We start from the raw sequence: 13,111 nt of genomic DNA on the forward strand, positions 1-13,111 counted from the left end.
GCGGTTCACTCCGTTCAAGCGGGTCAAGGCGATCTTGCTGGAACGGACTGAGCGCCTCCGGTTGGGACTGCTCAACCAGGACTCCAGTTGCTCGCCCAAACCCGGGCGCTATCAACGGAGAGCGAATCACCGAATCAGCACTTTCGAGTATGAAATTCGGAGCAACAGGAACTGATGCATCATGCCTCGTCTAAAGACCCGCTCCATTGTCCGGTGTTGCTGGATAAGGCGCTTGAAGGATTGCGTATTCGTCCCGACGGCCTGTACGTGGACGGCACTTTCGGGCGGGGTGGACACAGTGCTGCCATCCGTGAACGGCTCAATGATACCGGTCGTCTGATCGCCCTGGATCAGGATCCGGAGGCTGAAGCGGTGGCCCTGGAGCAGTTCGCTGGAGATGCCCGCTGTCAGTTTTTACGATGTTCCTTTGATCAGTTACTGCCCCGGCTGCAGGCCCTGGAACTGGCGGGACGGGTGGATGGTGTGTTGCTGGACCTGGGCGTATCTTCCCCCCAGCTGGATACCCCGGAACGGGGATTCAGTTTCATGCGGGATGGTCCGCTGGACATGCGCATGGACCCGTCCAGGGGGGAGTCAGCCGCCCAGTGGCTGGCGCGGGCTGACGAAGATGATATTGCCCAGGTGCTGCGGGTACTTGGAGAGGAGCGCTTTGCCCGGCGCATTGCCCGTCATCTGGTGACCCGGCGTCTGGAAACACCCATTGAACGGACAGGACAACTGGCCGCCCTGGTGGCCGAGGCCATTCCTCGCCACGAGAGGCACAAGCATCCGGCCACCCGCAGTTTTCAGGCCATCCGGCTGCATATCAATGGTGAACTGGAGGCCTTGGCCACCTGTCTGGCCATGTTGCCGGAGGTGCTGGCCCCGGCGGGCCGGTTGGTGGTGATCAGTTTTCACTCCCTGGAGGACCGCATGGTCAAGCGATTTATCCGGCGGCAGTCGGAGGGTGAGCCGTTGCCCAGGGGATTGCCGGTGACCACACCGCCACCGGGCAGAACCCTGCTGCGAATCGGCAAGGCCCTGCGCCCGTCTCCCTGTGAATTGGCGGATAATCCCAGAGCGCGCAGCGCAGTGCTGCGGGTGGCCGAGCGCCTGCCGTGAGCTGGCGTCTGTTACCATTGGCGGTACTGTTTTTGATGGTGGTGATCAGTGCCCAGGCCGTAATATACAGCAAGCATCAAAGCCGGCTGTTGTTTACTGCCTTGCAGGCGGAACTGAGATTGCGTGACGAATTGAACATCGAGTGGGGGCAGTTGCAGTTGGAACAGAGCACCTGGGCGACCCACGGCCGGATCGAGGAGGTGGCCGGCAGTCGCCTCAACATGCGTCTGCCCAACACCCGCTCCACTGTCATCCTGTTGGAGTGATTGGGGATTATAACGATGGTTTCTCACTGGCGGCGGCGCGTGGTACTGGGGGCCTTTGCCCTGGCTTTCGTGGCGGTACTGGTGCGGGCCGTGGATCTGCAGGTGGTGCAGCAGGATTTTCTTCAGGGCCAGGGGGACGCCCGGCATCTGCGGGTGGTGTCCCTGCCTGCCCACCGGGGCATGATTGTGGATCGTCATGGCGAACCCATGGCGGTGAGCACGCCGGTGGACAGCGTCTGGGCCAATCCCAGGGAAACCCTAAGTCACCCGGAACAGCATCTGGTGGCCCTGGCCCAATTGCTGGAGATGAATCCCCAGGATTTGCATCAGCGGCTGCTGAACCGGGCCGAGCGGGAATTTGTCTATCTGCGGCGCCATGTCAACCCGGATCTGGGGGCGCAGGTGATGGCATTGCGGGTACCGGGTGTGGCCCTGCAGCGGGAATACCGTCGCTACTATCCCATGGGTGAAGTGTCTGCCCATGTGCTGGGTTTTACCAATATTGATGACCGTGGTCAGGAAGGGCTGGAGCTGGCCTACAACGACTGGCTGACCGGTGAGCCAGGGGCCAAGCGGGTGTTGCGGGACCGCCTGGGTCGGGTGATTCGTGACGTGGAAAATATCCGGCCTGCCCGACCGGGCCAGGATCTGGCCCTGACCATCGATCAACGGTTGCAGTACCTGGCTTATCGGGAACTCAAGGCCGCGGTGCAGGCTCACGGGGCGCGGGCCGGCTCTGCGGTGATCATGGACGCCCGCAATGGCGATGTGCTGGCCATGGTCAATCAGCCCTCCTACAACCCGAACAATCGGGGCACCCTGCGGGGGGACAGCGCCCGCAACCGGACGGTCACCGACCTGATCGAGCCGGGTTCCACCATCAAGCCTTTTACCGTGGTGGCGGCCCTGGAAAGTGGTCAGTTTCAGAAGGAGTCCCTGTTGCAGACCAGTCCGGGCCGGATGCGGGTGGGACGCCATACGGTGACCGACATCCGCAATTATGGCCTCATCGATCTGACCACCATGATCAGCAAGTCCTCCAACGTGGGGGCCAGCAAGCTGGCCCTGGCTGTCGAGCCTCAACAGCTTTGGGAAACCTTCTACCGTGCAGGTTTTGGTCGCAGCACCGGCAGCGGTTTTCCGGGGGAGGCCGGCGGCAATTTGCGCGACTTCCTTCACTGGCGTGACGTGGAGCGGGCCACCATGGGCTTTGGCTATGGCCTGTCCATCACCCCTTTGCAACTGGCCCAGGCCTATGGCGCCATTGCTAACGAAGGGGTGATGTTTATGCCTCGACTGGTGATGTCCGACGCCCCCCGGGAGGCTTACCGGGTCATGAGTCCCCATACCGCCCACAGTCTGATGCACATGCTGGAAGTGGCGGTGTCCCGTGAGGGCACCGGTATTCGTGCCTCGGTGGAGGGCTACCGGGTTGCCGGCAAGACCGGCACGGCCCGCAAGCTGGTGGATGGCCATTATGCCAAGGGGGTGTACCTGGCCCTGTTTGCCGGCATGGCGCCGGCCAGCGACCCCCGTCTGGTGATGGTGGTGATCATTGACGAACCCGGTGGCGACCAGTATTTCGGTGGCCAGGTGGCGGCGCCGGTGTTTGGCGCGGTGATGCGGGACGCCCTGCGTCTGATGGACATTCCCCCCGACAATCTGCCTGATCTGCAGTCCGTTGCCCGGGAGAATGAGGACGCTGCCGCATGAGCCGTCACCCTTCACCGGCGGCCTGGATGCTGCTGTCTGACCTGTTGACCGATGAACACCCATTACCAGATGGCCTCGACCGGCCTGTGTCCGGCCTGTGTCTTGACAGTCGCCGGGCAAAGCCCGGCGAGGTGTTTCTGGCCGTGGCGGGTTCCCGTCATCACGGCCTGATCCATGCCGGGGAAGCAGTGCAGCGGGGCGTGGTGGCCGTACTCTGGGAGCCGGCGGCGGTGGACCCACCCCGGCTGCCGGTGCCCTGTGTGGCGGTGCCCCGACTGAGGGAACGGGTCGGAGAACTGGCGGCCCGTTTTCATGGGCATCCCTCCCGGTCCATGCGAGTGGTAGGGGTGACCGGTACCGATGGCAAGACTTCGGTATCCCAATGTCTGGCAGGTGCCCTGGATCGTGAATCCCGGCCCTGTGGTGTGATCGGCACCCTGGGCAGTGGGCGTTGGGGGGCGCTGGGGGCACCGGGCCTGACCACGCCCGATGGTATCGCCCTGCAGGCCCTGCTGGCGGATATGGTTCGGGATAACCTGCATCAGGTGGTCATGGAAGTGTCGTCCCATGCCCTGGACCAGGGTCGGGTGACGGGGACTGATATCGACGTGGCCATCCTCACCAATCTGGGGCGGGACCATCTGGATTATCACGGCACCGTGGAGGCCTATGGCCAGGCCAAGGCGCGGTTGTTTACCTGGCCTGGCCTGAACACCGCCATCCTGAATCTGGACGATCCCTTTGGCATGGCCCTGGCGGACCGGGTGACCGTGCCGGTGCTGGGTTACGGCCTGCAGCCTGGATCCGGCGGTCATGATCAGGTGCTGGCGACCCGGCCAGTGTTTCACGCCGGCGGCATCCGCGCCCATATCACCACCCCCTGGGGGACGGGAGAACTGGAAAGCCCCTGGCTGGGGCAGTTTAACCTGCAAAACCTGCTGGCTGTGCTGGCGGCCCTGTTGAGCCTGGATGTCCGTCTTGCCGATGCCCTGGAGCGATTGGGCCGTGCCCCGGCGGTGCCGGGGCGGATGGAATGTTTCCGGGGGCGACGAGGGCCGATGATGGTGGTGGACTATGCCCATACCCACCTGGCCCTGGCCCAGGTGTTGCAAGCCTTGCGGACCCATTGCCGTGGACAGCTGTGGTGCGTATTTGGCTGCGGTGGTGATCGGGATCCTGGCAAAAGACCCCTGATGGCTGCCATGGCCCAGCGCCATGCTGATCGGGTGGTGGTGACCAGTGACAATCCCAGACATGAGTCTCCCCAGGCCATTATCCGTGCCATCCAGGCTGGTTTTACCCACACGACCGGGGTGCAGATAGAAATGGACCGGGAAACCGCCATTCGCCATGCCTTCCAGCAGGCTGCACCGGAGGATGTGATCCTGGTGGCCGGCAAGGGTCATGAGACCTGGCAGATTTTTGGTGATGAACCCCATCCTTTCAGTGACCGGGCGCTGGTCCGTGGACTGGTGGAGAGAGAAACATGATGCAGCTTTCCATGGCCCAGGTGGCGGCCCTCACCGGAGGGCGTCTGTACGGCGCCGACCGGGAGGTATGCGGGGTCTCCATTGACAGTCGGGCGGTAGCAGCGGGGCAGTTGTTCGTGGCCCTTCAGGGGCCGCGCTTTGATGCCCACGATTTTATCCACCCTGATCTTCCTGTTGCCGGTTTGTTGGTGAGTCGGGTGCCGGAGAAGGCCGGTGACCGGCCCTGGGTGCTGGTGGAGGATACCCGCCAGGCCCTGGCCGATCTGGCGGCAGGATGGCGTCGCCATTGCCCGGCCACCCTCGTTGGACTGACGGGCAGCAATGGCAAAACCACGGTCAAGGAAATGCTGGCAGCCATTCTGGGCTGTCGGGGGGCCACCTGGGCCACGCCGGGCAATCTGAACAACGACATTGGTGTGCCGTTGACCCTGCTGCGCCTGTCGCCGACCCACCGTTTTGCAGTGATCGAGATGGGGGCCAGCCAGGCTGGGGACATTGCCTTGTTGACCCGTATTGCCCGGCCCGATGTGGCCCTGATTACCAATGCCGGCCCGGCCCATCTGGAGGGATTTGGCAGTATCGAAGGCGTAGCCCGGGCCAAGGGGGAGATTTTTCAGGGACTGGGGGCGCAGGGGGTGGCTGTGATCAATGCCGATGATCCCCATGCACCGTTGTGGCAGGCCATGAACCGGGATCGGCCTGTGGTGTTGTTTGGTCTGTCGCAACAGGCTCAGGTTCGGGGAGACATCCATGATCAAGCCCTGTTGATCCATTTGCCCGATACCCAGGTCCAGGTTTCCCTGCCCCTGGCCGGCCATCATAACCGGCTCAACGCCCTGGCGGCGGCGGCTACCGCCCATGCCCTGGGTATTGACGGCCCGACCCTGGCCACGGGGCTGGCCTCGGTGCGTCCTGCCCCCGGACGCCTGGTGCCCCGTCCGGGGCCGGCGGGTAGTCACTTCATTGATGACAGTTACAATGCCAATCCTGCCTCGGTGCGGGCGGCGATTCAGGTGCTGGCAGAACAGGCTGGACAGCGCATCCTGGTGCTTGGGGATATGGGGGAGCTGGGGGTGGATGCCGCGGCCCTGCATGGGGAGGTGGGTGCCTTTGCAAGGACCATGGGCGTGGATCGGTTGCTGGCTGTGGGTCCACTGAGCCAGCAGGCGGTACTGGCCTTTGGTGAGGGGGGAGAACATTTCCAGGATCAGGCCCGGTTGTCCACGGCTCTGGCCAGGTATCTGGGACCGGAAGTGGTGGTTCTGGTCAAGGGCTCCCGTGGACAGAGGATGGAACGGTTGATGATGGCAGGGGCGCCGACGTGGAAGCAGCCACAAGAACAATCGGGAGATGATGGGCATGCTGCTCATTCTGTTTGAGTATCTCAGTCAATACTATACGGCGTTCAGTGTATTTCAGTACCTGACCCTGCGGGCCATCCTGGGGGTGCTCACTGCACTGCTGATCGCGTTTATGGTGGGACCGGCGATGATTCGTCATCTGGCCCGCTACAAAATCGGTCAGCCGGTGCGCAGCGATGGTCCCCAGACCCATTTCAGCAAGGCGGGTACTCCCACCATGGGGGGTGCCCTGATTCTGGTGGCGGTGGCCGTGAGCACCCTGTTATGGAGTGATCTGACCAATCGCTTCGTCTGGGTGGTGTTGCTGGTGACGCTGCTGTTTGGGCTTATCGGCGGCGTGGACGATTACTTGAAGTTGCGTTATGGCAACAGCCGGGGATTGTCGGCCCGCAAAAAATTCTTCTGGCAGAGCCTGGTGGCCCTGCTCACCGCCCTGTTTTTGTTCCATACCGCCCAGACCCCCGTGGAAACCACCTTGATCGTGCCGGTTTTCAAGGATGTGGCCATTGACCTGGGGCTATGGTTCATTCCCCTGACCTGGCTGGTGATTGTCGGTTCGAGCAATGCGGTCAATCTGACTGATGGTCTGGATGGGCTGGCTATCATGCCCTGTGTCTTGGTGGCCGGGGCGTTGGGGGTGTTTGCCTATGTCTCAGGCCATGCCATCTTTGCCGATTACCTGGGGATTCCCTTTGTGCCGGGAGTGGGGGATCTGACCGTATTTGCTGCCGCCCTGGTGGGCGCCGGCATGGGGTTTCTCTGGTTCAATGCTTATCCGGCCCAGGTGTTTATGGGGGATGTGGGGGCGCTGGCTCTGGGGGCGGCCCTGGGCCTGCTGGCGGTGGCCACCCGGCAGGAGATCGTACTGGTGGTCATGGGCGGGATATTTGTGATCGAAACCCTGTCGGTGATTTTGCAGGTGGCCTCCTACAAACTGACCGGGCGGCGTATTTTTCGTATGGCGCCTTTACATCACCATTTTGAACTCAAGGGCTGGCCCGAACCCCGGGTGATTGTACGGTTCTGGATCATCACCGTGGTGCTGGTGCTGATCGGATTGGCCACCCTGAAAATCCGGTGAGGACCAGGTGACCACACAGGCCACAACGCTGATCGTGGGACTGGGTGCCACGGGCCTTTCCGTGGCCCGGTATCTGGCTGGCCGGGGAGAAACCTTCTGGGTGGCTGATACCCGTCATTCCCCGCCGGGGCTGGCGAGGTTACGGTCTTTTGCGCCGGCTGTTCCGGTGTTGTGCGGGCCATTGGACAGCACTGTCCTGGCCGGTTTTTCCCGTCTGATCGTGAGTCCGGGGGTCAGCCTTCGGGAGCCTGCCATCCAGGCCGCCCAGGCCGCCGGGGTCACCGTGATGGGCGATATCCAACTCTTTGCCCAGGATGTTGATGCCCCGGTACTGGCGGTCACCGGCTCCAACGGCAAAAGTACGGTGACCACCCTGGTGGGGGAAATGGCGCGGGCGGCAGGGCTGAAGGTGGCCATGGGGGGCAACCTGGGCACCCCCGCCCTGGACCTGCTGACCATCCAGCCGGCACCGGAGCTGTATGTGCTGGAGTTATCCAGCTTTCAACTGGAAACCACCCACAGCCTTGATTGCCTGGGGGCTGCGGTGCTTAACCTGTCTGCCGATCATCTGGACCGCTATACCGGGATGGAGGATTACGCGCAAGCCAAGGCACGGATTTTCAACAAGGCCCAGGTGGCCATATTCAACCGGGAGGATCAGCTGGTGGCGGCCATGGCCGGCGGGCAACAGCGGGTGAGTTTTGGTCTGGATATGCCTGCTGCCGGGCATTATGGCGTGGGATTACAAGACGGGGCGCCCTGGCTGTATCGGGGTGACCAACCCTTGTTGGCGGCGTCGGCCCTGCTCATGGTGGGTGCCCATAATGTTGCCAATGCCCTGGCGGCTCTGGCCCTGGGCGATGCGGCAGGTCTGCCAATGGCCACCATGACCACGGTGCTGGGCCGGTTTGCCGGTTTGCCCCACCGGTGCCGATGGGTGGCGAGTCTGGAAGGGGTGCAGTGGTACAACGACTCCAAGGGGACCAATGTGGGGTCCACACTGGCGGCTCTGGAGGGGCTGCCGGGCAAGGTGGTGCTGATTGCTGGGGGTCAGGCCAAGGGGCAGGATTTTTCACCCCTGCGGGCCGTGGCTGCAACCCGGACCCGGGCTGTGGTCCTGCTGGGCCAGGATGCCGCCCTCATTGAGCAGGCTTTAGGGGATGTGGTGCCGGTGATACGGGTCACCGATATGGCACAGGCCGTGGCCGAGGCGGCCCGACTGGCCCGACGCGAGGACACGGTATTGCTTTCTCCTGCCTGTGCCAGTCTGGACATGTTCCGCAGCTATGCCCATCGGGGCGAGGTTTTCGAGGCCGAGGTACGGAGGTTGATCCATGGGATATGCTGATCCGCAGGCTTCCAGGGGAGGGGATAGCCTTCTGAAGATGGCGGTGCAACAGAAGATCGACCTGGGACTGGCGCTGTCGGTCACAGCCTTGCTGGGGCTGGGGCTGGTGATGGTGGGATCGGCATCCATCGGTATTGCCGACCGTAGTCTGGGCGATCCTTTTTACTTTCTGGTGCGACAGGCGATTTTTATTGTCCTTGGGGTAGGGGTGGCTGTTCTGCTCTACCATCTGCGGCTTTCCTGGTGGCAGGCCATGGGGCCTGTGCTGCTGCTGTGTACCTATCTGCTACTGATCCTGGTGCTGGTGCCGGGAGTGGGCAATACCGTCAACGGTTCCACCCGCTGGATTTCCCTGGGCCTGTTCAATCTGCAGGTATCCGAGGTGGCCAAGCTGTTGCTGACCCTCTATTTGGCCGGTTATCTGGTCCGCCATGCCCAGCAGGTTCATGACACCTTTATCGGGTTTGCCAAACCTTTGCTGCTGTTGATGGTGGCGGCCATTCCCCTGCTGATGCAGCCGGATTTTGGTGCCGTTGTGGTGATCATGGCCATCGCCCTGGGGATGTTGTTTCTGGGTGGAGCCAGATTGTGGCAATTCTTCATGCTGATGGGGGTCACGGTGGTGGGCATGGCCTGGCTGGCCATTCAAACCCCTTATCGGGTGGCCCGTCTGACCGGTTTTATGGACCCCTGGACCGATCCCTTCAATACCGGATTTCAGCTCACCCAGTCCCTGATTGCCATTGGCAGTGGTTCCTGGTTCGGTGTGGGATTGGGGGGCAGTGTGCAAAAGCTCTTTTATCTGCCAGAAGCCCACAATGATTTTCTGTTCGCCGTACTGGCCGAAGAACTGGGACTGGTGGGTATTGTGGTGGTGGTGGCCCTTTATGGTGTGTTCCTCTGGCGCAGCTTCGCCATTGCCCAGGCCGCCGAGCGGGCGGGGCAACTGTTTGGTGCCTATCTGGCCTACGGCATCGGTATCTGGATTGGTTTACAGGCTTTCATCAACATGGGGGTGAACATGGGTATTTTGCCCACCAAGGGGCTGACCTTGCCCCTGATGAGCTATGGCGGCAGTTCCATGCTGGTGACTTGTGCTGCGGTGGGACTGCTGGCCAGGGTCCATCGGGAAACGGTGGAAAGTGACTATTTTCGGCTTCGCCACCTGCGGGGGAGCAGGCCATGAGTCGGCGGCCTATTTTGATCATGGCCGGTGGAACCGGGGGGCATGTATTTCCGGGTCTGGCGGTGGCTGAGCAGCTGCGTGCCCAGGGAGAATCCATCTGCTGGCTGGGTACTGCCACGGGCCTGGAGGCCCGACTGGTGCCGGCGGCGGGGATCGAGTTTCATGTGTTGCCGGTCAGTGGTCTGCGGGGCAAGGGACTGACTGCCTGGCTGCTGGCCCCCTGGCGACTGGGGGTGGCCCTGTGGGCGGCGTTGCTGCTGCTGATGCGACTCAAGCCCCGGGCTGTACTGGGGCTGGGGGGATTTGCTTCCGGTCCGGGGGGATTGATGGCCGCTGCCCTGGGCTACCCCCTGGTGATTCACGAGCAAAATGCCATTGCCGGGATGACCAATCGCTGGTTGGCCGGGCGGGCGGATCTGGTGCTGGAAGCCTTTGCGGGCACCTTTCCCCCGGCCCGTCAGGCGGTGACAGTGGGCAATCCGGTGCGGGAGGACATTCGGGCATTGCCTGACCCGGCCATTCGTATGGCGGGCAGGGAAGGTCCGTTACGGTTGCTGGTGGTGGGTGGCAGCCTGGGCGCCCTGGCCCTGAATACCCAGGTGCCCAACGCCCTGGCCCAAATGCCCGTGGCCGCTCGCCCGCTGGTTCGTCATCAGGCCGGGACACGTACCCTGGAGCAGGCCCGTCAGGCCTATGATCAGGCTGGCGTCCAGGCCACGGTGACCGCCTTTATCGAAGACATGGCCGAGGCCTATGCCTGGGCAGATCTGGTGATCTGTCGGGCAGGGGCGCTGACGGTTTCCGAGTTGGCCGCCGCTGGCATGGCCGCCCTGCTGGTGCCCTATCCCCATGCGGTGGATGACCATCAGCAGGCCAATGCCCGTCATCTGTCCGAGGTCGGGGCTGCCAGGATCATCCGGCAGGATGGGTTGGACCCTGAAGAACTGGCCAGCTGGCTGGCTACCCTGGACCGTCCCCGGTTGCAGGATATGGCCTGTCGGGCGCGGACCCTGGCCCGTCCCGAGGCCGCCCGTCAGGTGGCTGAGGCCTGTCTTGCCCTGGCGGGAGAAGGGCAGCACCCATGACCATGTCTGATACCTCCATCGGTATGCGACGTATCCGCCGGATTCATTTTGTGGGAATTGGCGGTTCTGGCATGGGTGGCATTGCCGAGGTGCTGGCCAATTTGGGCTATCAGGTTACGGGCTCGGACATCGCCGATAACAGTGTCACCCGGCGTCTGGAAGGTCTGGGTGTGGTGGTTTGCCGGGGGCATGATCCTGCCCATGTACAGCAGGCGGATGTACTGGTGGTGTCCAGTGCCATCCGCCCCGACAACCCGGAATTGCAGGCTGCCCAGGCACAGCGTATTCCCATTGTCCCCCGGGCGGAAATGCTGGCCGAGCTGATGCGTTTTCGCTACGGCATTGCCGTGGCAGGTACCCATGGCAAGACCACCACCACCAGTCTGGTGGCCAGTTTGCTGGCAGAGGGCGGGTTGGACCCTACCTTTGTCATCGGGGGGCGGCTCAACAGCACTGCCAGTCATTCCCGATTGGGTCAGGGTCGCTATCTGGTGGCCGAGGCAGATGAGAGTGATGCGTCCTTTTTGTGTCTGCAACCGATGATTTCGGTGGTGACCAATATTGATGCCGATCACCTGGCCACCTATGAGGGGGATTTTTCCCGTTTACGGGAGACGTTTCTGGAATTTTTGCACCATCTGCCCTTTTACGGGCTGGCGGTACTGTGTGTGGACGACCCGCAAATCCGCCGTCTGATCACCCGCATAGGTCGCCCCATGCTGACCTACGGTATCGACCAGGGCGCGGATGTCATGGCGCGCTGCCTGCGCCCGGATGGGGTCTGTACCCATTTTGACCTGATGCTGCCAGGGCGGGATCACCCCCTGTCGGTGACCCTCAATCTGCCCGGTCGCCACAATGTGCTCAATGCCCTGGCGGCGGTGGCGGTGGCCCATGAGCTGGGGGTGGATGATGCCGCCATCCAGCGCGGGCTGCGGGCCTTTGAGGGCATTGGTCGGCGCTTTCAGGTCTATGGCACCCTGCAGACCCTCATGGGGGATATTCTGCTGGTGGATGATTACGGTCATCATCCCACCGAAGTGGCAGCCACCATGGCGGCTGCCCGGTCTGCCTTTCCGGGGCGGCGGCTGGTGCTGGTATTTCAGCCTCACCGCTACAGCCGCACCCTGGATCTGTTCGAGGACTTTGCCGAGGTACTGTCCGACCCGGATGTGCTGGTGCTGCTGGATGTTTTCGGGGCCGGAGAAGCGCCCATCCCGGCTGCCGGAGGTCGTGCCCTGGCCAGGGCAGTGCGCGCCCGGGGTCGGGTGGAACCGGTGTTTGTGGATACCCCGGCGCGTCTAGTGGATGTGCTGCGGGGGGTGCTCCAGCCCGGAGATGTGCTGCTGACCCAGGGGGCGGGTAATGTGGGCGCCCTGGCTGCCAGTTTGCCGGAGATGCTGGGAGCACAGCCGTGACCGCTTCCCGTCCCCCTTTACGCGGCGAGTTGCGTATCAATGAAATCATGGCCCGTCATACCTCCTGGCGGATCGGGGGGCCTGCAGATCGTTGGTACCGACCAGCAGACCTGGATGATCTGGTGTCATTTCTGTCGGGTCTGCAAAGGGATGAACCGCTGTTCTGGCTGGGGCTGGGCAGCAATATTCTGGTGCGGGACGGCGGTATCCGGGGTACGGTGATTGCCTATACCGGGGCGCTCAATACCCTGTGTACCCTGCCCGGTCATCGGGTCAGAAGCGGAGCAGGGGTCACTTGTGCGAAACTATCCCGTTTCTGTGCCGGGCATGATCTGGCCGGTGGCGAATTTTTGGCCGGTATTCCTGGCGCCCTGGGTGGGGCTTTGGCCATGAACGCCGGTGCCTGGGGGGATGACACCTGGTCCCATGTGGAACAGGTGACCATCATGGACCGGCATGGTGGCCTGCAGGTGTGTAACCGTCAGGATTATGAAGTGGGGTATCGTCAGGTACAAGGGCGTCGGGAAGGCTGGTTTGTGGAGGCTGTGCTGGCCTTTGCCCCCGGTGTTGGCGCCGACTCCAGGGAACGGGTCCGGGCGCTGCTGGCGCAGCGCAACCAGACCCAGCCCATTGGACTGCCTTCCTGTGGTTCGGTATTTCGCAATCCTCCAGGGGATCATGCGGCCCGACTGATTGAAGGGGCAGGTCTGAAAGGGGTGACCATGGGCGGCGCCCAGGTTTCGAAAAAACACGCCAATTTCATTATCAATACCGGTTCGGCCAGGGCTGCAGACGTGGAAGCCCTGATTCAACGGGTACAGGATCAGGTCCAGGCCCGTTACGGGGTGTCTTTGGTCACCGAGGTTCGAATCGTGGGTGAACCTCCGCAGGAGCTAGAATCTATTCTTTCAAAAAGTGCGCAATAGTGTACTCTTGACTTATGGAAAACACCATGAGTACAGGCAAGGCGGCGAAGCGGCTGGGTGTTTCGGTCAAGACCCTGCAGCGCTGGGACCGCGAGGGGCGCCTCATTCCAGCGGC

General features: G+C 62.6%; 12 protein-coding genes. All 12 read left to right on the forward strand.

Features of this window, described 5'->3' with window-relative positions; genetic code table 11:
• Positions 1-174 precede the first annotated feature (174 nt).
• Positions 175-1,122, forward strand: coding sequence for a 16S rRNA (cytosine(1402)-N(4))-methyltransferase RsmH (gene rsmH, locus BMX62_RS12020; protein WP_090209428.1), 948 nt, complete (start codon positions 175-177; stop codon positions 1,120-1,122).
• The gene (gene ftsL / locus BMX62_RS12025; protein ID WP_090209431.1) at positions 1,119-1,388 is read left to right on the forward strand and encodes a cell division protein FtsL; all 270 of its coding nucleotides are present in this window, start codon (positions 1,119-1,121) and stop codon (positions 1,386-1,388) included. Before rsmH ends, ftsL begins: the two co-directional genes overlap by 4 nt.
• Positions 1,389-1,403: 15 nt before the next feature.
• Entirely contained in the window at positions 1,404-3,101 is a 1,698-nt protein-coding gene (locus BMX62_RS12030; RefSeq protein WP_090209434.1) for a peptidoglycan D,D-transpeptidase FtsI family protein, read from the forward strand.
• The gene (locus BMX62_RS12035) at positions 3,098-4,591 is read left to right on the forward strand and encodes a UDP-N-acetylmuramoyl-L-alanyl-D-glutamate--2,6-diaminopimelate ligase (RefSeq protein WP_238375988.1); all 1,494 of its coding nucleotides are present in this window, start codon (positions 3,098-3,100) and stop codon (positions 4,589-4,591) included. The genes BMX62_RS12030 and BMX62_RS12035 overlap by 4 nt, the downstream gene beginning before the upstream one ends.
• The gene (locus BMX62_RS12040) at positions 4,588-5,970 is read left to right on the forward strand and encodes a UDP-N-acetylmuramoyl-tripeptide--D-alanyl-D-alanine ligase (protein WP_090209441.1); all 1,383 of its coding nucleotides are present in this window, start codon (positions 4,588-4,590) and stop codon (positions 5,968-5,970) included. The genes BMX62_RS12035 and BMX62_RS12040 overlap by 4 nt, the downstream gene beginning before the upstream one ends.
• Entirely contained in the window at positions 5,951-7,033 is a 1,083-nt protein-coding gene (gene mraY / locus BMX62_RS12045) for a phospho-N-acetylmuramoyl-pentapeptide-transferase (protein ID WP_090209457.1), read from the forward strand. The genes BMX62_RS12040 and mraY overlap by 20 nt, the downstream gene beginning before the upstream one ends.
• Before the next feature lie 7 nt (positions 7,034-7,040).
• On the forward strand, positions 7,041-8,381 hold the full coding sequence (murD, locus tag BMX62_RS12050) for a UDP-N-acetylmuramoyl-L-alanine--D-glutamate ligase (RefSeq protein WP_090209444.1): 1,341 nt from the start codon (positions 7,041-7,043) through the stop codon (positions 8,379-8,381).
• Positions 8,368-9,567, forward strand: coding sequence for a putative lipid II flippase FtsW (gene ftsW / locus BMX62_RS12055; protein ID WP_090209447.1), 1,200 nt, complete (start codon positions 8,368-8,370; stop codon positions 9,565-9,567). The genes murD and ftsW overlap by 14 nt, the downstream gene beginning before the upstream one ends.
• Positions 9,564-10,652: an undecaprenyldiphospho-muramoylpentapeptide beta-N-acetylglucosaminyltransferase gene (murG, locus tag BMX62_RS12060; protein WP_090209450.1), complete on the forward strand. Its 1,089-nt coding sequence runs from the start codon at positions 9,564-9,566 to the stop codon at positions 10,650-10,652. The genes ftsW and murG overlap by 4 nt, the downstream gene beginning before the upstream one ends.
• Positions 10,649-12,070 carry a UDP-N-acetylmuramate--L-alanine ligase gene (gene murC / locus BMX62_RS12065; RefSeq protein WP_420795832.1) on the forward strand — a complete coding sequence of 474 codons (1,422 nt, stop codon included), beginning with the start codon at positions 10,649-10,651 and terminating at the stop codon, positions 12,068-12,070. Before murG ends, murC begins: the two co-directional genes overlap by 4 nt.
• Positions 12,067-12,996, forward strand: coding sequence for a UDP-N-acetylmuramate dehydrogenase (gene murB, locus BMX62_RS12070; RefSeq protein WP_090209454.1), 930 nt, complete (start codon positions 12,067-12,069; stop codon positions 12,994-12,996). The genes murC and murB overlap by 4 nt, the downstream gene beginning before the upstream one ends.
• 26 nt (positions 12,997-13,022) lie before the next feature.
• A partial coding sequence (locus tag BMX62_RS13430; protein ID WP_420795824.1) for a MerR family DNA-binding transcriptional regulator occupies positions 13,023-13,111 on the forward strand: 89 nt, incomplete at its 3' end.

It is taken from the genome of Ectothiorhodospira magna (genome assembly GCF_900110965.1).
Classification (GTDB): domain Bacteria; phylum Pseudomonadota; class Gammaproteobacteria; order Ectothiorhodospirales; family Ectothiorhodospiraceae; genus Ectothiorhodospira; species Ectothiorhodospira magna.

What these genes read in the sequence shown, in the direction of transcription:
- BMX62_RS12040 (WP_090209441.1), top strand. Translation starts at nt 4,588, where the DNA reads ATGATGCAGCTTTCCATGGCCCAGGTGGCGGCCCTCACCGGAGGGCGT.
- murC (WP_420795832.1), top strand. Translation starts at nt 10,649, where the DNA reads ATGACCATGTCTGATACCTCCATCGGTATGCGACGTATCCGCCGGATT.
- ftsW (WP_090209447.1), top strand. Translation starts at nt 8,368, where the DNA reads ATGGGATATGCTGATCCGCAGGCTTCCAGGGGAGGGGATAGCCTTCTG.
- BMX62_RS12030 (WP_090209434.1), top strand. Translation starts at nt 1,404, where the DNA reads ATGGTTTCTCACTGGCGGCGGCGCGTGGTACTGGGGGCCTTTGCCCTG.
- BMX62_RS12035 (WP_238375988.1), top strand. Translation starts at nt 3,098, where the DNA reads ATGAGCCGTCACCCTTCACCGGCGGCCTGGATGCTGCTGTCTGACCTG.
- rsmH (WP_090209428.1), top strand. Translation starts at nt 175, where the DNA reads ATGCATCATGCCTCGTCTAAAGACCCGCTCCATTGTCCGGTGTTGCTG.
- mraY (WP_090209457.1), top strand. Translation starts at nt 5,951, where the DNA reads ATGCTGCTCATTCTGTTTGAGTATCTCAGTCAATACTATACGGCGTTC.
- murG (WP_090209450.1), top strand. Translation starts at nt 9,564, where the DNA reads ATGAGTCGGCGGCCTATTTTGATCATGGCCGGTGGAACCGGGGGGCAT.